Genomic DNA, 20,083 nt, shown 5'->3' with positions numbered 1-20,083 from the left:
CGCCCTATCCTGAATCATGGAAAACCAAGGTGGGAGCCGGCTGCCCGCGATAGCAGTGTGTCAGCCAATGCAGATTTCGGCCGATATAACGCCAGCGCAGGCAAGCCCGCTCCCACATTGAGGCACTTGGCGAGACTTGCTTTGCAGGGGTGTTTCAAGGCAGGCTCTGGGGTGTGCATTATTCCCATCACCGTGTCAGGTATTTTTTATGTCGCTACGCGTCTGTATCCTGGAAACCGATATCCTGCGTCCAGGCTTGATCGATCAATACCAAGGGTACGGGCAGATGTTCAAGCGCCTGTTCTCCCAGCAGCCGATTGCTGCCGAGTTTGTGGTGTACAACGTGGTTCAGGGTGAATACCCGCCGGATGACGAGGCGTTTGACGCCTACCTGATCACCGGCAGCAAGGCCGATTCCTTTGGCACCGACCCGTGGATCCAGACCCTCAAAACCTACCTGCTTGAACGCTATGAACGCGGCGACAAGTTGCTGGGCGTGTGCTTCGGCCACCAATTGCTCGCGCTGCTGTTGGGCGGCAAGACCGAGCGCGCCAGCAAGGGCTGGGGCATGGGCATCCACGACTACAAGCTCAATGCCAAGGCGCCGTGGATGAGCCCGGTGGTGGAAGAGCTGACCTTGTTGATCAGCCATCAGGATCAGGTCACCAGCCTGCCGGAAAACGCTACCGTGATTGCCTCCAGCGATTTCTGCCCGTACGCCGCTTACCACATTGAAGACCAGGTGCTGTGTTTCCAGGGCCACCCGGAATTCATCCACGATTATTCCCGCGAGCTGCTGGAAATTCTTCAGACAACGTTGGGCGAAAAGATCTACACCAACGGCGTGGCCAGTCTGGCGCGTGACCACCACGGCGCAACCGTGGCGGAATGGATGATGCGGTTTGTGGCGCACAAGCCAGAAGCCGACGTGGCCTGAATCACGCTTGAGGCGGGGGCCGGCTGTCCGGCGTTGATTTACAACCAGCCCGACCGCTTGAAGCTGGACCACAAACTGGTGCAGCCCACTGCAATAAACCCGAGCACCGCAAAGTAGCCGTAATGCCATTGCAGCTCGGGCATGTTCTGGAAGTTCATCCCATAAATCCCCGCCACCGCGGTGGGGAACGCCAGGATCGCCGCCCACGCAGCGAACTTGCGCTGCACCACGCTCTGGCGCGACGCTTCGAGCAATACACCAATCTCAATCGTCTGGCTGGCGATATCGCGCAAGGTGGTGAGGTCTTCCATCTGCCGTGTCACGTGGATCTGCACGTCACGAAAATACGGGCGCATGTTCTTGTCGATAAACGGGAAGCTCAGCTTTTGCAGTTCCTGACTGATCTCCACCATCGGCGCCACGTAGCGTTTAAGCCGCAGCACGTCGCGGCGCAGGCCGTGGAGGTTCTGGATATCACGCTCGCTCAGCGAGCTGCACAGCACATTGCGCTCCAGCTCATCAATTTCGGCGTGGATCGCTTCGCTCACCGGCTGGTAATTCTCGGTGACGAAATCCAGCAGCGCATAGAGTACGAAATCTTCCCCGTGCTCCAGCAACAGCGGCCGCGCCTCACAGCGCTGGCGCACAAAGCCGTAGGACGCCGAGTGGCCGTTGCGGGCGGTGATGATGTAGCCGTTGCCGGCAAAAATATGGGTTTCGATAAACTCCAGCTTGCCGTTCTCGCGCACCGGTGAGTAGGTGACGATAAACAGCGCATCACCGAAGGTTTCAAGCTTGGGGCGGCTGTGTTTTTCGAGGGCGTCTTCGATGGCCAGTTCGTGCAGATTGAACTGGCGTTGCAGGTTGGCCAGCTCTTGAGCGCTGGGCTCTTCCAGGCCGATCCACACAAAGTGATCGGGCTTGGCGGCCCAGGCTGCGCCTTCATCGAGGGTGATATCAGTGACTTTCTTTCCGGCGCTGTAGACGGCCGCCGCAACAACTCTACCCATGGTGCTGATCGCTTCTTATTGGGAGGACAGGTGTTGGGCAGCTTAGCGTGAATGGCGTTCCCTTGTTGCTCATGCAGACACGCTTTTTGTGGCGAGCACGCTTGCTTGTGCGCAGGTGCAAAGCGCCCGCAAAAAATCACAAAGGCGCGGGTGCCCAAACGGTCCGCAGTTCACGGTCCATCTGTGCAATACACGCATCCATCTGCTTCTGACACGCCTGCATCAACGCCGGGATGTCATCCGAAGTCAGTCCTACGGTAGGAATCGGCGGCAGCGAGCGAATGAGCACATCACCGCTGTCCCAGCGATTAAGCTGCATGTGCGTGACGTAGTTGCTGACACACACCTGCACGATGGGCACACCCGCCGCAATCGCCATATGAAACGCGCCTTTCTTGAACGGCAGCAGCCCTTTGCCCAAGTTGCGTGTACCTTCCGGGAACACCCAGATCGATGTGTCTTCATGCTGCAAAGTGCGCGTCGTGGTGAGCATCGCGCGCCGCGCCTTGTGCGCGTTGCCCCGGTCGATCAGCACATTGCCTGCCAACCAGAACAACTGGCCGAACAGCGGCACCCATTTCAGGCTTTTTTTGGCAATGCACACCGTGCGATGCGGCACCACAGTGCCCAGCACAAACAGGTCGTAGTTGGACTGATGGTTGGCGATGATCACGCACGTGCCGGGCTTATTACGCAGCGAGTCAACGTCCGCCCTCACGTTCAGTCGCAATATCCACATCGCAGGCAACCCATACAGGCGAGCGCACAAGCGACTGTTATCCGGGTTGAACGGCCGACAGATGCCCAGCAGTACGCCCAGCACACCGGCGACCATAAAGTGCAGGCCCATCAACAACATACGTAACAGGAGAAGCATCGACACGGCCCATCGGGACAAAAGGTGGCGCAGTGTACGGATGTGCACTGTATTCGGCAATTGCCCCTACAGACGTAGGAGATAGGCGATGTTTAAGCACATGTTTCAACGTGTGCCGGCAACGCCCAGCTAGAGCGGTTTAAGAAGTGTCCGCTTTTTTTTTGTAAGAAAAAGCCCGACTCAAGGTCGGGCTTTGGCACAACATGGGTGAGGCATCAGATCAGGTTATGGCCCTGATCCTGAATGATCGCGTCATCCAAGGCTTCCAGCAGTGCCTTGCGCACCTTCAACTTGGTGTGCTTATGGGCGTTCATGTTGATCTTCTTCAATTGACGCGCCGCTTCCAGGGCCGCCGCGTGCAACTCTTCTGGCGCAACCACTTTATCCAGGAAGCCGGCTCCCAAGGCACCTTGCGGGTCAAACATTTCGGCATTGATGACCGACCGGTGAAACGCCGACTTGCGCAGACGATCCCGCGCCAACTCGATACCGGCGTGGTGCATGGTCATGCCGATCGCCACTTCATTCAGGCCAATGCTGAACGGGCCTTCCACACCAATGCGGTAATCGGCCGACAACAGCAGGAATGCACCTTTGGCCACCGCGTGCCCAGGGCACGCCACAATCACCGGGAACGGGTGCGACAGCAGGCGACGCGCCAACGTCGAGCCCGACGTCACCAGGCTGATGGCCTCTTTAGGTCCGGCCGTCATCACCTTCAAATCATAACCGCCCGACAGAATCCCCGGCGTGCCGGTGATGATCACCACCGCGCGATCCTTCTCGGCCTGATCCAGTGCCGCATTAAACTCACTGACCACCGCCGGAGAAATGGCATTCACCTTGCCGTTGCTCAAGGTCAGGGTCGCGATACCGTCTTCGAGGTGGTAGGCAATCAACTCACTCATGACGCGGTTCCTTGTAGGATTTGTTATAGATAGGCTGTTTATAGAAGCGCATGCGCAGACGTTACCCACCACGCCCGCCCCGGTAAAGCGCCGTGACTGACTACCCAGTCAGACTTTTCCCGCATCCCCAAGGGTAGACGGCCCGGAGCAGGGCGCAGCAGCCCCACCAAACGCGTACCGCCGATGCCCGAGAATGGCAGATTCACCGTCCCTCGCTGGGTGGGTAACGGCATAACCGTCTAAGCGCATGAAAATTCTGAAAAAAACCTTTGCCATCAGAAAGGCTTTCGACTACATTAGCGCGCCTCGGCAGACTGAACTGGTTTGACGAGATACGGTGAAGTGTCCGAGTGGCTTAAGGAGCACGCCTGGAAAGTGTGTATACAAGAAATTGTATCGAGAGTTCGAATCTCTCCTTCACCGCCACATTAAGTAAACACAGACCCCTGATTTTCCTAGAGAAAGTCGGGGGTTTGTGGTTTCTGGTGTCTGGAAATTATCTCCATGGGACGGGTGTGCTAGATGGGTACATAAGTACAGCCAATAACTGAATTGCCAGGGCCGATCCATCTGCCGCTGACGACTTTGTCTATGTGTGACTAATCCTACCCAAGCGGCTATTCACCTATTACAAATCAGCGGCGTTCAGTCCTCAGTGCCCTTGCCCCCGGTGCGTCGTAAACCTACAACTACACTTTGTGCATCGAGCACTCTCAGGACAGCGCATGGATATCACAATTCATCGCAAGAAAGGCCTGTTTGATAGCGCTTATGGTCAAGCTATTGCGCTGGCAATCTTGTTTGACGGTAAGGTCGTAGGGCGCCTGGAAACGGGTGAAACATTATCTCTAGTCCTTCCGGATGCTTGCGGGACGTTGCAAGTCGGTCTGCTTGACCCCGCAAATTCGCCTTATGTAGGACGCATGTCTGGTGCGCTCATATCGATCAGCAATGCTCAGAGCCTTACCCCGGGGCAAGCCGTTCAGGCATTTTCGGTACGAACTCGCAAATGGGTGTTTTTTGATGTGCTGGGTTTGGCGGGCATAGCACCCTTTAAGCGCTGGGCGCTGGCGCTTGAGATAGATCGAAGTTAGAACGCTTCTGACAAACTGCAATTGACGGCAGTAGACCTTGGCCATGCGCCGCTTCGATTTGTAAACGGCAGGCCGTTATCAGCAAGGCGATAAAAGAACTTTATAGTGGCTGAACGCTGAATTCGAATAAGGCCGCTTATTTAATACAGGCCCTCACACGCTCGCTCGGTGAGAGCGCTTGTTTTGCGAGGGTTATCCCCATCTACTTGGCAAATGACAAAGTAATTGATACTTGGATTGCTGTTTAAAAAAACATCATTTTTTTAAAATAGCGCCACTCATATATTGATTCAAATCGCGAAAATCATTAACCGTCCAGGCATGGGGCGGCACCTTCACACCATTGTCCCGCAACGTTCTCGGAATCAAGTCTCCATTCGGCCGAAGTATTACCGACGATACAATAACGCCCGGATAATCACTCAGTCGTTTCTTGAAAGCAGGTGTTGTCAAATCAGGCGTAGGCGGATTGCTCTTATGCGCTAATGGTCCTGTTCCCTTGATATCAGCTCCGTGGCACATGGCGCATCGCTGTAAGAACAGGTTTTTCCCATTGGTATTTTCCGCGAAGGAGAGGGGTGTTTGGATGAGCGATAACATTCCCAGCGTAGCGATGAACACTATTTTCATTTTTATAAGGTCTTGTTGGTTGAGTCAGGGCTGAATCGAGGGGAATCCCGCAGGTGCCATTGCAGCTCAGTGTATAGGCGAGCCCTTGAATTCTAAAGCGAGGGACATGGCGTCAAATACGAGACAAACAAAACCCCCAGGTTTCTGCAGAGACCTGGGGGTCGTGGAGTTTGAAAGCGTAGCGTTCTTAGATCATGCGCGCGGCATGTCTATCCGCCGCGCAATGACATCCAGCAAGTCGCACCCGTCGCGCAGCGGAATTGAGCAGAGCAACGCAAAATCGCTGAGCACCACTGCATCACTACTTATCTCACTACGTAGTGCAAGGTTCTCAAGCACTTGGGTGACGGCCTGCAGCCGATAACTCGCGGCGTCGAGGAGTACTTCCAGCGGTGCAGTGGTATCGACAAAAAGTGCCGGTGTGGCGCTGTCGTTGCTGGTAAGGGCCATGTATTGGTTCATGAGTGACTCCATTAAGACAAAGATAAATAACCACGACGCTTTTTCACCCGCTACGGCCAAAAACGGCCGTTGCCTGGCATAGCGTTGTTTGCATTCCGTCTTGTAGTCGAGTCGCCAAACCCGGCCGCTCACACAGCGACCGAGCGACTATAAGGTTGGTCTTTGAAAAACAGGAGCGAGCTGCTTCCGAATGGGCTGTAGGACGTTGCTCAAATCGGTGCCTCAATGCCGATGCCGATGATGCACATCCGGAAAGTGCGCATGGTTATGCTTTATCACGCTGTGAACATGCACGTGACTATGCGGCTGCGCCGGGTCCCACTCGAACCCATGCTCATGCTGATGATGCTCATCATGCACGTGCCGATGCCCGTGTTCCGTCGCGTCATGCAGATGGTCGTGCGCATGCCGCTCTGTCAGGTGCAACCACACGCCCACGGCCATCAGCGCCGACGCAATCCAGAACGCCACCGTCACCGACTCCCCGAACGCCAGCAAGGCCACCGCCGCCCCAAGGAACGGCGCCGTCGAGAAGTACGCCCCGGTGCGCGCACTGCCCAGCCCGCGCAAGGCCAGGACAAACATGACCAGGCTGATGCCGTACCCGAGAAACCCCACCAGCAAGATCGGCGCCAGCTGCGCCACACCCGGCATCTGCGCCCCGAGGTACAGCGCGAGGCTGCAGTTCACCGCCCCGGCAATCAAACCTTTGGCGCCGGCGATGAACAATGCGTCCGCCGCAGACACCTTGCGCGTCAGGTTGTTATCGATGCCCCAGCACAAACAGGCGACTGCCACGGCCACCGGCCCGAGCCAATCGTGGCTGGCGCCGCCGGCGTCGGACCAGGACAGCACCACGCCGCCCAGCACAATGGCGATCATCCCGAACACAATGCGCCGGTCGGCGTTTTCTCTGAACACCCGCCAGGCGATGAAGGCGGTCAACACCGATTCAAGGTTGAGCATCAGCAAGGCGGTCGTGCCGGCGGTGCGGTTCAGGCCGAACATCAGTGCCACCGGCCCGAGGATACCGCCGAACGCGATGGCGCCGATCAGCCACGGCCATTCCGCCGGGGTGAGCCCGGTGGGTTTCCAGCCATGATCACGGATCAGGCGCACGCCTGCGAGGCCGACGCCGCTGCCGAGGTAGAGCAGGCCGGCGAGCAGTATGGGCGAGAGGCCCAGGCCGAGGGTTTTGGCGAGCGGGGTGCTGGCGCCGAAGAGCGCGGCAGCGGCGAGTGCGTAAAAGATACTGAGGTTCATGGGCCGTCCTCGAAGGTCTGGCCCATGATACGTCGCTTGTCGGGCTCAAGGCCCTGACAACTTCCTGCTTATTGCGCGGTTTTCAGCTTGATCACATCACCGGAGATTTTGGTGGTGTAACCGCTCAGCACCCAGGCCCAGAACCAGTTTTCCTGCACTTGGGTGTTGATCAGCGCGTCGCCGCCTTTGGCCTTGATGGCCGCAGTCTGGGCGCGCACGAAGCGGCTGTTCTGGCCGATCGGGATGACGCCGAACAACATGATGCCGGTAGCGCTGGCTTCACTGTGGCCCAAAACGGTGTATTGGCTGCTGTCGTACTGCGGGGATTTGATGGCGGTGCCGGTGCAGCCTGCGAGGGTAAAACCGAGAACAGCTGCTGCAACCACTTTACTGACGTACTTCACTGTGTAACTCCATGGACTGACCCTCGAGATTCAATTCTCGAGGGGGCGCCACTTTAATCTGCACAGTGGCAGATTGAAATCAATTGCCCGCAATCTCATCTCAGGCTTGCACGTAGACCCACGCTGTCAGGCCCGAAGCCAATGCCACTGACACACGCTTGTAGTCCGACACCTCGTAGGCATCGGCTGCCGCCAGTTCCTGCTCGTTGATCTGAAACACCATGCCTTCAACGCTGGCAGCCTGTTCTTCGGTCGGCGCGACAATCGGGTGGTGCGTCTTGCCGCTGGTGGCCAGCACTTCGGGGTCGGTGATTTCGACCCAGCTTTGCGAATAGCCGAGCATCGCGTCGTGCTGGCCGACCAGTTCCCGGCCAAAGTTGGCCAGTTGCACGGCCTTGTCTTGCAAGGTGCCGTAGGAAAACAACAGCACGGGGAATTGGGTGGAGTGTTCCATGGGTATTCCTTAAGCGAGTAGGTCTTCGTAAAAAGCGCCGTAGGGCTTGCTCGGGTGGGCAATCTGAATTTCCAGGATCCACAGCCCGGCGTTAGGGCAGTGCTCGAAATCCCCCAGGTCGCCGCCACGGTGGATCGCGTGAGGAAAGTCGCTGACGCGGTGGCCCTTGATGTCCAGGTTCAGTTGCCAGCCCATGGCCTTGGCGTGTTCTTCTGCGTAGCGGTACAGCTCAAGGCCTACGACCTGGTCATTTTTCCAGCGCGATTGTACGCGGTCGAACAGTACTTTGGCGGCGCTTGCGCAGGCGATCATTTCAGGGTCGTTGCCGGTGGTGAAGGTAGCGCCGGCGTCACCTTCGTGGCCTTGCCAGACGGCGCCCATGTCGATAAAGAAGATATCGTTTTCACCCAGCACCGGGTCGCCGTCCGAGCGCTGGTTGAAAGCCTTGAGGGTATTGGCGCCAAACCGTACCAGCAGCGGATGCCAGATGCGTTGCATGTCGAGCTCGGCGAGCACCTGTTTGCCCAGCTCACGCGCTTGGGATTCAAGCATGCCGGGGCGAATGCGTTGGGCGAGGTGGTCGATGGCTTGCCACGTCATGGCCTGGGCGTAGCGCATGGAGTCGATACTGTAGGCGGCGCCCACGGCTTCTTTGGGTTGTGCAGTCACCGGTTTCCCCTCGCATTGAACAGCATCAGGCGTTATGCGTTTTACTATATAGCGATGTGATGGCTGAACCCAACTCCGAAAACACCGCAGAGCCAATGTGGGAGCTGGCTTGCCTGCGACAGCGGTGGCACAGCAACATTAATGCTGCTTGACCCACCGCCATCGCAGGCAAGCCAGCTCCCACATTTTTGACTGTGATCAGTCTGTCAGAGGTGCAACCACGCCAGGCCACCCAGCACCACGGCGACCCCGCCAGCGGTATAGGACATGCGTTTGAGCCACTCCTTGCGCGTCAGCAACGTAATCGCCGCCAACGAAATCGCGATCTGAATCGCCGTCATCGCCTGCGCCCAACGGTGATGCTGGTGCAGCGCCTCTTCGGATTTCTGATCCCATTCCTTGGAGGTCGCCTCAAGCTTTTCGGCCTGTTTGCGCACGTCTTCCTTCTGGCTCTTGTAACGCTCGATCTCATCCTTGTAATGCGCAGCGTCCACGCCGGGAATATGCGTGGCCAGTTCGGCCAGGTTCTGCCGGCTGGATTTGGCCTGGTAGTAGTTCCACTGGTTGGCGGCTTCGGTCTTGATGATGGCGGCGTTGTTCTTGTCCATCGCCGCTTCGCTTTCGGTGGAGCCGGCCTGGTAGCTGAGCATGGCGCCGAGGGTGGCCATCAGCGCGGTCATCACGGCGATGCGGCTGGCAAAATTGTCACCGCGCCCGTGCGCATGTTCGGTGGTGTGTTCGATGTGTTTTTCGTGAGGGCTGGGGACTTCGAAGGCTTCGGACATGGGGGCGTCTACGAACGGAATGAGGGAGACTGATTCTTTACCAAACAAGCTGTCTCAAGCCTGTACGTAATGCTGCAAACCTGCGACCAGCGCATCAAAGGTCACCCGGCAGCGCGGGCTGTTGCGCAGATCTTCGTGCATGGTCACCCAGGTGTCCATCTTGAACGCGAAACCTTCAGGCAGCACCCGGTGCAGGCGTGGGTTCTGCTTGGCCAGTTGCACCTGGCAGCCGCCGATACCGGCACCCGCGCGGATCAGCGCCAGTTGCGCCAGGTCACTGTCGCTGCTGATGGCGAAGGCGCTGCGTTCAAAGCCCTTGATGGCCAGGCTGCGGATAAACGCGTTCTCCTGGTCGAAACCGATCACGGAATGGCTGACCAAGTCCTGCATTTGCAGAGGGATGCCGTGTGCTTGCAGGTAATCATCGCGGGCGTGCAGGCCTACTTCGATCAAGCCGACACGCCGCGCCAGCAATTGCTCCTGGCTGGGGCGGACCATGCGCACGGCGATGTCGGCTTCCAGTTGCAGCAGGTCGATCAGGCGGTTGGTCAGGATCAGTTCAACCCGCAGGTGCGGGTGCTGGCGGCGCAGCGCGGTGATGATCGGCGGCAGCACTTCCACGCCGATCACTTCACTGGCCGAGACCCGCACCACCCCGCGCACTTCATCGCCTTGAGAAGACGCCGCGCGTTCCAGGGCGGCGGCGGTGCGCTCCATGGTTTCAGCATGGGCGCGCAAGGTGCGCGCCACCGCAGTTGGCAACAGCCCCGTCGGTGAACGGGTAAAAAGCACCACGCCCAGCGCCGTTTCAAGCGCGGCAATGTGCCGACCGACCGTGGGCTGTGTGATGCCAAGCTGCCGTGCGGCCCCCGACAACGAACCTTCCTTGAGTACACCAAGGAACGATCGGTAAAGCTCCCAACCAATATTTGCGGCCATGCATAAATGTATAGCGGCTGGATGCTCTTCGGCAATTTATCTATAGCCACGCTGCACACAAAATGGCCTCACCAACAACGTGGGAGAAGGTCATGAGCAAAGTTCTGGTACTGGGTGCAACGGGCGGGATTGGCGGCGAAGTGGCGCGGCAGATGCGCGCGGCGGGCTGGGAGGTGTGTGCGTTGACCCGTGATGTGGACAAGGCGCGGCGTGAGAACGCGGGCTTTTCCTGGATCAAGGGCGACGCGCTCAATCGTCAGGAGGTCCTCGCTGCCGCCCATGGCTGTGCGGTGATCGTGCATGCGGTCAACCCGCCGGGCTATCGCAACTGGGCTGAATTAGTGATGCCGATGATCGACAACACCGTTGCGGCGGCCATCGCCGAGGGCGCGACCATCGTGTTGCCCGGCACGGTCTACAACTTCGGTCCGGACGCATTTCCCGTGCTGCACGAAGACTCGCCGCAACACCCGCAAACCCGCAAGGGCGCGATCCGGGTGCAATTGGAGCAGCGTTTGCAGCAGGCTTCCCGCCAGGGCGCGCGGGTGTTGATCGTGCGGGCCGGGGACTTTTTCGGTGCCCGCGTGGCCAACAACTGGTTTGCCCAAGGCCTGGTCAAACCCGGCAAGCCGGTGCACGCCGTGAGTTATCCGGGCGCGCCGGGTGTGGCGCACCAATGGGCGTACTTGCCGGATGTGGCGCGCACCGTGCTCGAGTTGATTGAGCGCCGGGCAAGCCTTGATGCGTTCGCGCGCTTTCATATGGCGGGGCACGTGGACACCGATGGCACGCAGATGACCCAGGCGATCCAGCGTGTGGTGCTGCGCAGGACGGGTCATCAACCCCGCGTAGGCCGCTTCCCGTGGTGGTTGATGAAACTCATCGCGCCCTTTGTCGTCACCGTCCGCGAGATGCTGGAGATGCGTTACCTGTGGCAAACCCCGCTGCTGCTCGATAACAGGCGACTGGTTGCGGCGCTGGGGCAGGAACCGCACACGCCGCTGGAACAAGCGGTGGAAGCCACATTGGCCGACCTTGGCTGCCTGCCTACGCCCGTCTGATCAGGCGCACATACACCGCGAGGTTGATCAGCAACACCAGCGCGCCAAGCACCAGTTGAATGTTCGGCGTCAGCCCGGCCGGGTAGATCAGCGTGACGATGTAATGCTCGATAAACCCGCCGCCATAACCGTCCTGCCCGGCGAGGTGGCGAAACAGGTTTTCCCAGCGAGTCAGCGGGCAGGGCAGGTGAAACACTTCCACGGCCACGCCCCAGGCGGCAGCGGGCAAGTGCAGCCACATGACTGGCCGCCACTTGAGCGCCAGCAGCCCGCCGAACAGCACGAACAGGATGAAACACAGGTGAAACAGCACCAGGCTGTCGGCGGCTACGCGATAGAACATGTGTGGGTTCGCTTTTAAGGTGGGCCCGTCTCAGGCGCCGAGTTGTGCTTGCAGGTAGTCGATAAACACGCGCAGTTTTTTCGGCGTGTTAGTGCGGTTGAAGTAATACAAATACAACGCGCTGTGCGTGATCCAGTCGCCCAATACTTCCACCAATTCACCGCTGCGCAAATATGGCTCGACGCTGGAGCGCGCCACATACGCGAAGCCGAAGCCGTCCAGTGCGCCCTTGATCATCAGTTCGATGTCATTGGTGGCCAGCCGGCCTTTGACCGTAACGCGCATCGGCTTGCCGTCTTTTTCGAAATCCCAGCGGTGCATCAAACCGGTCTGGGCACTGCGGTAGTTGACGCAATCGTGCTCAAGTAAGTCGTGAGGATGGGTCGGGATTTTGCGCCCCTGCAAGTAACCCGGCGTGGCGACGATGACAAAGCGCAGCTGCCGGGCGACCGGTATGACCACCATGTCCTCGGCGAGCACGTGGTCATAGCGGATGCCCGCGTCAAAGCCTTGGGCGACGATATCCACCAGGGCATTGTCCACGGCCACTTCCAGGTTGATCCCCGGGTGCGCGCGCAAGAAACCCTGCAGCAACGGTTGCAGCACCATCCGGCTGGCGGTGGAGGGCACGTTCAGGCGCAGGGTGCCACTGGCCTCGACGGTGGCGGCGGCGACGCTGTGCAAACTGGTTTCCAGCTCTTCGAGCAGCGGTGTGATTTTTTCCAGCAATTGCGCACCGGCTTCAGTGAGGCTGACACTGCGAGTGGTGCGATTGAGCAGGCGCACGCCCAGCTGTTTTTCCAGGGCGCCGACGCGCTGGCTGACGGTCGACACCGACAGGCTCACCGCATCGGCGGCCTGGGTAAAGCTTCTGGCGCGTGCAACCTGCAGGAACAGGCGCAATTGCTGAAAATCAGGCGTGTCCATTGTGTGGTTTTTCCGAAAGGGTCTTGTGGATTATGCATCTTTTTCACAAGAACGCCGGCGCGCATACTTTTTCTACACCCACGAGGAAGGCCCCTTCATGACCGATTCAACTGCAAAACCTGTCTGGTTTATCACCGGTTGTTCCACCGGTTTCGGCCGCCAATTGGCGCTGCACACCTTGAGTCTGGGTTACCCGACGGTGGTCACCGCGCGCAACCCGCAACAGGTACAAGACATTGTTGCCGGGCATGAAGACAAGGCGCTGGTGCTGGCGCTGGACGTGACGGACCAGGCCCAGGTCGAGGCGGCCGTGCAGGCGGCTCAGGCCCGCTTCGGGCATATCGACGTGTTGGTCAACAATGCTGGTATCGGCTATTTCGGCGCGTTTGAGGAAAGCGACCTGGATGAAGTGCGCCGCATGTTCGAGATCAACGTCTGGGGCCTCAGCGCCATGACCCGTGCCGTGTTGCCGGGCATGCGCGCCCGTCGCTCGGGCACGGTGGTGAATATTTCCTCGGTAGGCGGGATTGCTGCGTTCCCGTCCTTGAGTTTCTATAACGCCACCAAGTTCGCCGTGGAAGGCTTGTCCGAGGCGCTCTCCCAGGAAGTCGCCCCGTTGGGCATCAAGGTGCTGCTGGTCGAGCCGGGCCCCTTCCGGACTGACTGGGCCGGGCGTTCAGCCAATGAGGCGCCTCACGCCATTGATGACTACCGCGACACAGCCGCGGCGCGTACCAGTCGCGTGCGTAACTACAGTGGCAAGCAACCCGGTGACCCGGTGCGCGCAGCCCATGCCATCGTCAAGGCGGTGGAAGCCGAGCAACCGCCCTTGCGCTTGTTGTTGGGCAAGGCCGCGCTGGGTTTTGCGCGCACCAAGGTCGAGGCGTTGAGTGCTGATTTTGACGCGTGGGCCGCGGTCACTGAGGGCGCGGATTTCCCTGAGTAAGGCCTGAGGGGGAAGGGCTGTGGCGGTCGCAACGGTTGCTTGCAGGCAACCATGACCGTTATTGTGCTGAATCCTTTTAGTCCTTCCCCCAAGGTTCTGTTGTGATGAATGCACCGCGTATTGCAGTCGGTCCAATCAAGGCCGTGATTTTCGATATGGACGGGTTGTTGCTGGACACTGAAGGCATCTACACCGAAGTCACGCAGATCATCGCCGAACGTTACGGTCGCACCTATGACTGGGGGATCAAGCAGCACATCATCGGCCGAGGCGCGCAGGACCTGGCCGACTATGTGGTGAAAGCGTTGGACTTGCCGATCACGCCGGCGGAGTTTCTGAAAATTCGCGAACCGCTGATGAGCGAGCGCTTCCCCAAGGCCCTGGGCATGCCCGGCGCCGAAGCGCTGGTGCGGCACTTGAACGCGCATAACATCCCGATTGCGGTGGGCACCAGCTCGTCGCGTCATTCGTTTGGCCACAAAACCACGTTGCACCGTGAATGGTTTGGCCTGTTCGGCACCATCGTCACCGCTGACGACCCGGAAGTCGGCGCCGCCAAACCGTCACCGGATATCTTCCTCACCGCTGCGCGCCGCTTGGGCGTAGCGCCAGAAGATTGCCTGGTGTTCGAAGATTCACCGTTCGGCGTAACGGCCGCAAAAGCGGCCAACATGACGGCCATCGCCGTGCCGGATGAAGCCATGGCCGACAGCAAGTACGCGCATGCCGACCAGATCATCCGCAAACTCGCAGACTTTGACCTGGCCGCCTACGGCCTCCCACCCATGCGCTGACTCAACACCGTCAAAAAATGTGGGCGCTGACGGGCCTGCGATGGCGACCTTGAGGACACCATCGCAGGCCAGCCAGCGCCCACATTGGGTTGTGCTGTTCTCCAGACCCCTTAGGCGCTGAAGCCACCATCGATGGTCAAGCTGGCACCCGTGATATACCCGGCTTCCGGCCCCGCCAGATACGCCACGAAACTGGCGATTTCCTCCACGTGGCCATAACGTCCCACTGCCATCAACCCGATCAATGTTTCGGCAAATTCGCCATTCGCCGGGTTCATATCGGTGTCCACCGGCCCAGGCTGCACGTTGTTAATCGTAATGCCACGCGGCCCCAGGTCCCGCGCCAAGCCCTTGGTCAGCCCCACCAGCGCCGCCTTGCTCATCGCGTACGGCCCGCCGCCGCCGAACGGCATGCGCTCGGCATTGGTGCTGCCGATATTGATCACGCGGCCGCCTTCGCTCATATGTTTGGCCGCTTCCTGCGTGGCAATGAACACGCTGCGCACATTGATCGCCAGGGTCTGGTCGAAGTCTTCCAGCTTGAAGTCTTCCAGTGGCGCGATGGCCAGCACCCCGGCGTTGTTGACCAGGATATCCAGGCGCCCGAAAGCGTCGACGGTGGCGTTGACGGCGGCGCGAATCGCTGTGGCATCGGCGCTGTCGGCCTGTATCGCCAGGGCTTGGCCGCCTGCGCTGATCACGCTGTTTTGCAACGCTTCGGCTTTTGCGGCCGAGCTGACGTAGGTAAAGGCGACGGCTGCGCCCTGCGCGGCCAGGCGTTTGACGATGGCGGCACCGATGCCGCGGGAACCGCCTTGAATCAAGGCGACTTTGCCAGTGAGGTTGTGTGCAGTCATGTCGATCTCCAAGTAGTTGATGGGGTGAGTATCGACCTCGTCCCGCCGCCCCGGTAGACCGTGATTGCTATAGTCTGTGTAAACCAAAAGTTTGCAATGGGGCAATATGGAAAGCTTTGGCAGTATCGAATGTTTTGTGCGCAGCGCCGAAGGCGGCAGCTTTGCCGAGGCCGCCAGGCACTTGAGCCTGACGCCGGCGGCGGTGGGTAAAAGCGTCGCCAAGCTGGAGGCACGCCTGGGTGTGCGGCTGTTCCAGCGCAGCACCCGACGCCTGACCCTGACCGAGGCCGGCAAGCTGTTCCTCGAAGAGGTCAGTGGCAGCCTCACCACCATCCAGAACGCCGTGGCCAACCTGGCCAGCGCCGAAGGGCGGCCGGTGGGTACGCTTAAAGTCAGCATGGGCACGGTGTTCGGCAATCGTTATGTGGTGCCGCTGCTGGCGGAGTTTATGCGGCGCTTTCCGGACATCAGCCCGGATTGGCATTTCGATAACCGTCAGGTCGACCTGATCGGTCAAGGCTTCGACGCTGCCATCGGCGGTGGTTTTGAACTGCCCCAGGGCGTGGTGGCGCGCAAGCTGAGCCCCGCGCATCGAGTGCTGGTGGCCTCGCCGGATTACCTGGCGCGACGCTCGCCGGTGCACGCGCCCGAAGATTTATCGCGGTGCCTGGGCATCCTGATCCGCTCACCGCAAACCGGCCGCGTGCGCACCTGGCAACTCACCGGCCCGGACCGTGAACAACGCCCGCTGGTGCTCAAGCCGCGCATGACCATGAGCGACTCCGAAGCCGCCTGCTGCGCCAGCGCTCAAGGCCTGGGCATTGCGCTGGTGAGCATGCCGATGGCCGTGCCGTTTCTGGACAGCGGTGCGGTGGTGCGGGTGTTGCCCGACTGGTACGTCGACGACGGCAACATCTCCCTGTACTACGCCGAGCACAAACTGCTGCCCGGCAAGACCCGGGTGTTTGTGGATTTCATCATTGAGCAGTTTGCCGAGCAGCAACTGGGGCGACGGTTCAGCGCCATTTGATCACGGCGGCCTACCGAGGCGCGGCCATCGCGGGCAAGCCCGGCGCCCACTTTTAATCGCATTCCCCTGTGGGCGCCGGGCTTGCCCGCGATGCCGGCGACGCGGTCTACCGGCCGAATTGACCCGGCCAGCCAATCACTTTCTTCGGCCTCGGCGTGGCATACGTCCTGATCTTCGACGTCGACAACCCCAGCCGCACCAGCGATTCGGCAATGGTCACCGCGGCCGTCACCCCATCCACCACCGGCACGCCGGTGCGCTGGCGAATCTGTTCATCCAGCCCGGCCATGCCGCCGCAGCCCAGGCAGATCACCTCGGCCTTGTCTTCGTGAATGGCCCGTTCCGCCTGACGCACGATGGCTTCCATCGCCGCCAGCGGGTCTTCTTCCAGTTCCAGGACTGCCATGCCACTGGCGCGTACCGAGGCGCAGCGCTGGTACAGGCCGGCGAGTTTCAGGCGGTCTTCAATCAGGGGCACGGTGCGATCCAGGGTGGTGACTACTGAATAGGCATGTCCCAGGAACATCGCTGTGCTGGCGGCTGCTTCCGTGATGTCCACCACTGGCACGTTCAACAGCTCCTGCAACCCTTCACGGCCATGTTCGCCATAGCCGGCCTGGATCACCGCATCAAACGGCTGGTCGTAGGCCATCACGCGGTCCATCACCGCGATGGCGGCCAGGTAGCTTTCGAAATTGCCTTCCACTGATTCGGCGCCGAAGTACGGCGTGAGCCCGACAATCTCAGTGCTTGGCGAGGCGACGGCCCGCGCCTGCTGGGCAATGGTTTCAGTGATGGATTCGGTGGTGTTGACGTTGACCACGAGGATACGCATGGAATGTCCTTGATTAATGACTGACGTTATCGACTGCAATGCTTTCGCCGCTGACATCGGCGTAGTGCGGCCGACGCTTGGCGATTAAGAGGTACAACAGCCCTGCAATACCGGCGCCAAACAGCCAGGAAAACGGGGCGACGCTGGAAAAACCGGGCAACAGCGCCAGCAGAATTGCGATCACCGCTGCGGGAATAAACGCCGCGACCGCACGTAAATTGACTCCGCGGCTGTAGTAATAAACGCCATTTGGGTCTTCGCTATACAACTGCAATACGTCCACCTGGCTTTTACGGATCAGCCAGTAATCGACCATGATCACCCCGTACAGCGGCCCCAGCAGTGCGCCCAGGCCCGAGAGGAAATACACGATCACCAGCGGGCTGTTGTAGAGGTTCCACGGCAGGATCAGCACTGCCAGCGTGGCGCTGATCAACCCGGCGCGCCGAAAGTTCAGGTACTTGGGCGCCAGGTTGCTGAGCACGAACGCGGGGGCGACGAAGTTGGCCATGATGTTGACGGCCACGGTAACGATCAGGAAGGCCAGGCAGCCGAGCACCAGGAAGAAGGTATTGGGAATGGCTGCGATGATTTCGGTCGGGCTTTCGATCACCCGGCCATTGAGCTGGAACTGCCCGCCGCAGAGCAGCACGGTGATTGCGGCAAACACCAGGATATTCACCGGCAAGCCCCAGAAGTTGCCGACCAGAATGGTCTTGCGGCAGGGAGAGGAGCGGGCGAAGTCGCAGAAATTGAGGATCAGCGTGCCGTAGATCGTCAGCCACAACGCGCCACCGGCAAAGATATTGCGCCACATCTCGCCGCCGCTCAGCGGCTCGCGGATCGACCAGGCAATATTGCCGCCGACCTGGAAGTACATCCAACCGGCGAGCGAGGCCACCGTCACCAGAATCACCGGCCCGGCGAACGCCTCGTAGCGGCGCACCATTTCCATGCCGTAAGCCAGGATCACCAGTTGCACAAACCAGATCGCCACGAAACACGCCCAACCGAGGGTCGATAGGCCGAGGATGGAGTTGTGGTCATAGTCGGCAAATCCTGGATGAATGGCCGACAGCAGCACGCGGAAAACCACCGAGGCCAGGTAGGTCTGGATACCAAACCAGGCAATCGCAATGACCGCACGAATCAGCGCCGGAATCTGTGCCCCGTGGATGCCGAAACTGATGCGGCTGATCACCGGGAAGGGCACTCCGGTCTTCTGGCCCATAAACCCCGACAAGTTCATGAAGAAGTACACCAGCGCTGCGCCGATCCCCAGCGACATCAGAATCTGCCAGCCGCCAAGGCCCAAGGCATACAGGCCGATGGCAAACGAATAGTTGGCGATGTTGTGCACGTCATTGGTCCACAGCGCAAAGATGCTGTAGCGGCCCCAACGTCGGCCTTCAACCTTGGTGGGCGCCAGGTCTTTGTTGTGCAAGCGCGCGCTGAGCACGAGCGGGCCGGGGTTTGCGGCCACAGGGTTCAGGACGGAGGAGGGCAGATCCAGTGCGATGTTATTCGAGAGGCTTGTACGCATTCCGGCAGGCTCCGGCGCATCTGCTGCAACGTCGCAGATGGCAAAGTGTATGTAGGTTTTGTATTTATTGTATACAAAGCGTAATTCACCTTAAGCCACATGCGTGCCAGTTTTCGATCTATAAAAATGGTGTTTAATTTCGTTTTTACTAATTATTAAAATAACTAACTGAATTTAAAGCGATATAAATTGACCGTTTGAACAGGTATTTATTTTTGAATGGGGAGGCGCGCTATTGGATAGGCAAACAGCACGTGGGGAGGAGTGTTACGTTTTGGTGCGGTTAAATATGAATTGCACACATAAATGGCACCGATAGTTACATAGGTGTGTACAAAATTTTGTCCCTCACAAAGCAAATGTGGGAGCGGGCTTGCCCGCGATAGCGATCTATCAGCCAACAATTCATTGACTGACACACCCTCATCGCGAGCAAGCCCGCTCCCACATTTTTTACTGCGACAGACCTCAGGCCTTGCTGATGATATTCCCGGCGTGCAGCCCGCATTCCTTCTGCGTGGCTTCTTCCCACCACCAGCGGCCTTCACGCTCATGCTGGTTCGGCAATACTGGCCGGGTGCACGGCTCGCAGCCGATGCTGATAAACCCGCGCTCATGCAGGCTGTTGTACGGCAGCTCAAGCATGCGGATGTAACCCCAGACTTCCTCGCTGGTCATTTGCGCCAGCGGGTTGAATTTGTACAGGGTGCGCTCGGGTGTAGAGAACGCCGTGTCAATTTCCAGCGCCGCCACCTGGCTGCGGGTGCCGGGGCTCTGGTCACGGCGTTGGCCGGTGGCCCAGGCGCTCACGCCGGACAGTTTGCGCCGCAGCGGTTCGATCTTGCGCACACCGCAGCATTCGCCATGGCCGTCCTTGTAGAAACTGAACAGGCCCTTTTCCTTGACGAAGGGTTCCAGTTTGCTCTGGTCCGGCGAGATCAACTCGATGTCGATCTTGTAGAAATCGCGCACCTGTTCGATGAACCGGTAGGTTTCCGGGTGCAGGCGCCCGGTGTCGAGGCTGAACACCTTGACGTTCTTGTTCAGCTTCCAAGCCATGTCTACCAGCACCACGTCCTCGGCGCCGCTGAAGGAAATCCACAGGTCGTCACCGAACTGGCTGAACGCCAGTTTGAGAATGTCCTGGGCGGATTTGTTGGCGTAAGTCGTGGCGAGTTCAACGACGTCGAAGGCTTGGTTCATCAGGACGGTTCCTACAGGTCAGTGGCGCTGAGCGCTCTATAGGGAAGCGATGGTACCAAAATCCGCCCTGCGTTGCGGCGCAGAGCTTGAGTCGCTAGAGTTCGGCAGTCCT

At 59.3% G+C, this 20,083-nt stretch carries 23 protein-coding genes and 1 tRNA gene; 7 read left to right on the top strand and 17 right to left on the bottom strand.

What is annotated here, in order from left to right; genetic code table 11:
* Nucleotides 1-208 precede the first annotated feature (208 nt).
* Nucleotides 209-937, top strand: coding sequence for an amidotransferase (locus AACW30_RS13570; protein ID WP_124418271.1), 729 nt, complete (start codon nt 209-211; stop codon nt 935-937).
* 38 nt (nt 938-975) lie between these two features.
* On the opposite strand, the gene AACW30_RS13565 is transcribed toward AACW30_RS13570, so the two are convergent.
* From AACW30_RS13565 to AACW30_RS13555, 3 genes are all read right to left on the bottom strand, one after another.
* Nucleotides 976-1,947: a magnesium and cobalt transport protein CorA gene (locus tag AACW30_RS13565; protein WP_200622830.1), complete on the bottom strand. Its 972-nt coding sequence runs from the start codon at nt 1,945-1,947 to the stop codon at nt 976-978.
* Between the two features lie 136 nt (nt 1,948-2,083).
* Complete coding sequence (locus AACW30_RS13560; protein ID WP_200622828.1) at nt 2,084-2,824, bottom strand: 1-acylglycerol-3-phosphate O-acyltransferase; 741 nt, start codon at nt 2,822-2,824, stop codon at nt 2,084-2,086.
* A gap of 215 nt (nt 2,825-3,039) precedes the next feature.
* Nucleotides 3,040-3,732: a crotonase/enoyl-CoA hydratase family protein gene (locus tag AACW30_RS13555; RefSeq protein ID WP_119742052.1), complete on the bottom strand. Its 693-nt coding sequence runs from the start codon at nt 3,730-3,732 to the stop codon at nt 3,040-3,042.
* A 336-nt stretch (nt 3,733-4,068) separates the two neighbouring features.
* On the opposite strand from AACW30_RS13555, the gene AACW30_RS13550 reads away from it, so the two are divergent.
* Together AACW30_RS13550 and AACW30_RS13545 are read left to right on the top strand one after the other, a co-directional pair.
* Nucleotides 4,069-4,158: transfer RNA gene (locus tag AACW30_RS13550), tRNA-Ser, on the top strand.
* A 299-nt stretch (nt 4,159-4,457) separates the two neighbouring features.
* The gene (locus tag AACW30_RS13545) at nt 4,458-4,826 is read left to right on the top strand and encodes a hypothetical protein (RefSeq protein WP_200622827.1); all 369 of its coding nucleotides are present in this window, start codon (nt 4,458-4,460) and stop codon (nt 4,824-4,826) included.
* A 255-nt stretch (nt 4,827-5,081) separates the two neighbouring features.
* Here the strand turns inward: AACW30_RS13545 and AACW30_RS13540 are convergent, their stop codons facing one another.
* The 8 genes from AACW30_RS13540 to AACW30_RS13505 form a co-directional block, all read right to left on the bottom strand.
* Nucleotides 5,082-5,456, bottom strand: coding sequence for a c-type cytochrome (locus tag AACW30_RS13540; RefSeq protein ID WP_177410066.1), 375 nt, complete (start codon nt 5,454-5,456; stop codon nt 5,082-5,084).
* Between the two features lie 192 nt (nt 5,457-5,648).
* Entirely contained in the window at nt 5,649-5,918 is a 270-nt protein-coding gene (locus tag AACW30_RS13535; RefSeq protein WP_200622826.1) for a short-chain dehydrogenase, read from the bottom strand.
* Between the two features lie 222 nt (nt 5,919-6,140).
* Nucleotides 6,141-7,181, bottom strand: coding sequence for an EamA family transporter (locus AACW30_RS13530; RefSeq protein WP_200622825.1), 1,041 nt, complete (start codon nt 7,179-7,181; stop codon nt 6,141-6,143).
* A gap of 68 nt (nt 7,182-7,249) precedes the next feature.
* Complete coding sequence (locus AACW30_RS13525) at nt 7,250-7,585, bottom strand: hypothetical protein (RefSeq protein WP_106576263.1); 336 nt, start codon at nt 7,583-7,585, stop codon at nt 7,250-7,252.
* Nucleotides 7,586-7,685: 100 nt separating this feature from the next.
* Nucleotides 7,686-8,039: a gamma-glutamylcyclotransferase family protein gene (locus AACW30_RS13520; protein ID WP_106576264.1), complete on the bottom strand. Its 354-nt coding sequence runs from the start codon at nt 8,037-8,039 to the stop codon at nt 7,686-7,688.
* A gap of 9 nt (nt 8,040-8,048) precedes the next feature.
* Nucleotides 8,049-8,708 carry a M24 family metallopeptidase gene (locus AACW30_RS13515; protein ID WP_106576266.1) on the bottom strand — a complete coding sequence of 220 codons (660 nt, stop codon included), beginning with the start codon at nt 8,706-8,708 and terminating at the stop codon, nt 8,049-8,051.
* 206 nt (nt 8,709-8,914) lie between these two features.
* A complete protein-coding gene (locus AACW30_RS13510) occupies nt 8,915-9,493 on the bottom strand; it encodes a DUF4337 domain-containing protein (RefSeq protein WP_119742060.1) in 579 nt (192 codons plus the stop codon).
* 54 nt (nt 9,494-9,547) lie between these two features.
* Nucleotides 9,548-10,432, bottom strand: a complete 885-nt coding sequence (locus tag AACW30_RS13505) for a LysR family transcriptional regulator (protein ID WP_200622824.1) — start codon at nt 10,430-10,432, stop codon at nt 9,548-9,550.
* 92 nt (nt 10,433-10,524) lie between these two features.
* Between AACW30_RS13505 and AACW30_RS13500 the strand changes: the two genes are divergently transcribed.
* Nucleotides 10,525-11,493: an NAD-dependent epimerase/dehydratase family protein gene (locus AACW30_RS13500; RefSeq protein WP_179676880.1), complete on the top strand. Its 969-nt coding sequence runs from the start codon at nt 10,525-10,527 to the stop codon at nt 11,491-11,493.
* Here AACW30_RS13500 and AACW30_RS13495 read toward each other — a convergent pair.
* Together AACW30_RS13495 and AACW30_RS13490 are read right to left on the bottom strand one after the other, a co-directional pair.
* Nucleotides 11,480-11,836, bottom strand: a complete 357-nt coding sequence (locus AACW30_RS13495; RefSeq protein ID WP_106576272.1) for a DUF2784 domain-containing protein — start codon at nt 11,834-11,836, stop codon at nt 11,480-11,482. The two genes, AACW30_RS13500 and AACW30_RS13495, sit on opposite strands and share 14 nt — an antisense overlap.
* Nucleotides 11,837-11,866: 30 nt before the next feature.
* Nucleotides 11,867-12,763 (bottom strand): LysR family transcriptional regulator, encoded by an 897-nt coding sequence (locus AACW30_RS13490; protein ID WP_169367421.1) that lies wholly within the window; start codon nt 12,761-12,763, stop codon nt 11,867-11,869.
* Between the two features lie 97 nt (nt 12,764-12,860).
* Between AACW30_RS13490 and AACW30_RS13485 the strand changes: the two genes are divergently transcribed.
* Nucleotides 12,861-13,709, top strand: coding sequence for an oxidoreductase (locus AACW30_RS13485; protein WP_124418261.1), 849 nt, complete (start codon nt 12,861-12,863; stop codon nt 13,707-13,709).
* A 104-nt stretch (nt 13,710-13,813) separates the two neighbouring features.
* Entirely contained in the window at nt 13,814-14,503 is a 690-nt protein-coding gene (locus AACW30_RS13480; RefSeq protein WP_106576275.1) for an HAD-IA family hydrolase, read from the top strand.
* A gap of 110 nt (nt 14,504-14,613) precedes the next feature.
* Here the strand turns inward: AACW30_RS13480 and AACW30_RS13475 are convergent, their stop codons facing one another.
* Nucleotides 14,614-15,360: a 3-oxoacyl-ACP reductase family protein gene (locus tag AACW30_RS13475; protein WP_106576276.1), complete on the bottom strand. Its 747-nt coding sequence runs from the start codon at nt 15,358-15,360 to the stop codon at nt 14,614-14,616.
* Between the two features lie 106 nt (nt 15,361-15,466).
* On the opposite strand from AACW30_RS13475, the gene AACW30_RS13470 reads away from it, so the two are divergent.
* Nucleotides 15,467-16,390 (top strand): LysR family transcriptional regulator, encoded by a 924-nt coding sequence (locus tag AACW30_RS13470; RefSeq protein WP_119742073.1) that lies wholly within the window; start codon nt 15,467-15,469, stop codon nt 16,388-16,390.
* Nucleotides 16,391-16,496: 106 nt separating this feature from the next.
* On the opposite strand, the gene AACW30_RS13465 is transcribed toward AACW30_RS13470, so the two are convergent.
* The 3 genes from AACW30_RS13465 to AACW30_RS13455 form a co-directional block, all read right to left on the bottom strand.
* Nucleotides 16,497-17,225 carry an aspartate/glutamate racemase family protein gene (locus AACW30_RS13465; RefSeq protein WP_200622823.1) on the bottom strand — a complete coding sequence of 243 codons (729 nt, stop codon included), beginning with the start codon at nt 17,223-17,225 and terminating at the stop codon, nt 16,497-16,499.
* A 13-nt stretch (nt 17,226-17,238) separates the two neighbouring features.
* Complete coding sequence (locus AACW30_RS13460; protein WP_200622820.1) at nt 17,239-18,768, bottom strand: NCS1 family nucleobase:cation symporter-1; 1,530 nt, start codon at nt 18,766-18,768, stop codon at nt 17,239-17,241.
* 468 nt (nt 18,769-19,236) lie between these two features.
* Nucleotides 19,237-19,971, bottom strand: a complete 735-nt coding sequence (locus AACW30_RS13455) for a phosphoadenylyl-sulfate reductase (RefSeq protein ID WP_200622819.1) — start codon at nt 19,969-19,971, stop codon at nt 19,237-19,239.
* Nucleotides 19,972-20,083 lie beyond the last annotated feature (112 nt).

Source organism: Pseudomonas sp. MF6747 (assembly GCF_963890955.1).
Taxonomy (GTDB): domain Bacteria; phylum Pseudomonadota; class Gammaproteobacteria; order Pseudomonadales; family Pseudomonadaceae; genus Aquipseudomonas.
This window is presented reverse-complemented; position numbering and strand designations above follow the sequence as displayed.

Coding starts and splice junctions, on each gene's coding strand:
- AACW30_RS13480 (WP_106576275.1), top strand. CDS start 13,814: ATGAATGCACCGCGTATTGCAGTCGGTCCAATCAAGGCCGTGATTTTC.
- AACW30_RS13555 (WP_119742052.1), bottom strand. CDS start 3,732: ATGAGTGAGTTGATTGCCTACCACCTCGAAGACGGTATCGCGACCCTG.
- AACW30_RS13485 (WP_124418261.1), top strand. CDS start 12,861: ATGACCGATTCAACTGCAAAACCTGTCTGGTTTATCACCGGTTGTTCC.
- AACW30_RS13470 (WP_119742073.1), top strand. CDS start 15,467: ATGGAAAGCTTTGGCAGTATCGAATGTTTTGTGCGCAGCGCCGAAGGC.
- AACW30_RS13500 (WP_179676880.1), top strand. CDS start 10,525: ATGAGCAAAGTTCTGGTACTGGGTGCAACGGGCGGGATTGGCGGCGAA.
- AACW30_RS13475 (WP_106576276.1), bottom strand. CDS start 15,360: ATGACTGCACACAACCTCACTGGCAAAGTCGCCTTGATTCAAGGCGGT.
- AACW30_RS13490 (WP_169367421.1), bottom strand. CDS start 12,763: ATGGACACGCCTGATTTTCAGCAATTGCGCCTGTTCCTGCAGGTTGCA.
- AACW30_RS13465 (WP_200622823.1), bottom strand. CDS start 17,225: ATGCGTATCCTCGTGGTCAACGTCAACACCACCGAATCCATCACTGAA.
- AACW30_RS13495 (WP_106576272.1), bottom strand. CDS start 11,836: ATGTTCTATCGCGTAGCCGCCGACAGCCTGGTGCTGTTTCACCTGTGT.
- AACW30_RS13570 (WP_124418271.1), top strand. CDS start 209: ATGTCGCTACGCGTCTGTATCCTGGAAACCGATATCCTGCGTCCAGGC.
- AACW30_RS13510 (WP_119742060.1), bottom strand. CDS start 9,493: ATGTCCGAAGCCTTCGAAGTCCCCAGCCCTCACGAAAAACACATCGAA.
- AACW30_RS13545 (WP_200622827.1), top strand. CDS start 4,458: ATGGATATCACAATTCATCGCAAGAAAGGCCTGTTTGATAGCGCTTAT.
- AACW30_RS13460 (WP_200622820.1), bottom strand. CDS start 18,768: ATGCGTACAAGCCTCTCGAATAACATCGCACTGGATCTGCCCTCCTCC.
- AACW30_RS13540 (WP_177410066.1), bottom strand. CDS start 5,456: ATGAAAATAGTGTTCATCGCTACGCTGGGAATGTTATCGCTCATCCAA.
- AACW30_RS13560 (WP_200622828.1), bottom strand. CDS start 2,824: ATGCTTCTCCTGTTACGTATGTTGTTGATGGGCCTGCACTTTATGGTC.
- AACW30_RS13535 (WP_200622826.1), bottom strand. CDS start 5,918: ATGAACCAATACATGGCCCTTACCAGCAACGACAGCGCCACACCGGCA.
- AACW30_RS13520 (WP_106576264.1), bottom strand. CDS start 8,039: ATGGAACACTCCACCCAATTCCCCGTGCTGTTGTTTTCCTACGGCACC.
- AACW30_RS13530 (WP_200622825.1), bottom strand. CDS start 7,181: ATGAACCTCAGTATCTTTTACGCACTCGCCGCTGCCGCGCTCTTCGGC.
- AACW30_RS13565 (WP_200622830.1), bottom strand. CDS start 1,947: ATGGGTAGAGTTGTTGCGGCGGCCGTCTACAGCGCCGGAAAGAAAGTC.
- AACW30_RS13455 (WP_200622819.1), bottom strand. CDS start 19,971: ATGAACCAAGCCTTCGACGTCGTTGAACTCGCCACGACTTACGCCAAC.
- AACW30_RS13505 (WP_200622824.1), bottom strand. CDS start 10,432: ATGGCCGCAAATATTGGTTGGGAGCTTTACCGATCGTTCCTTGGTGTA.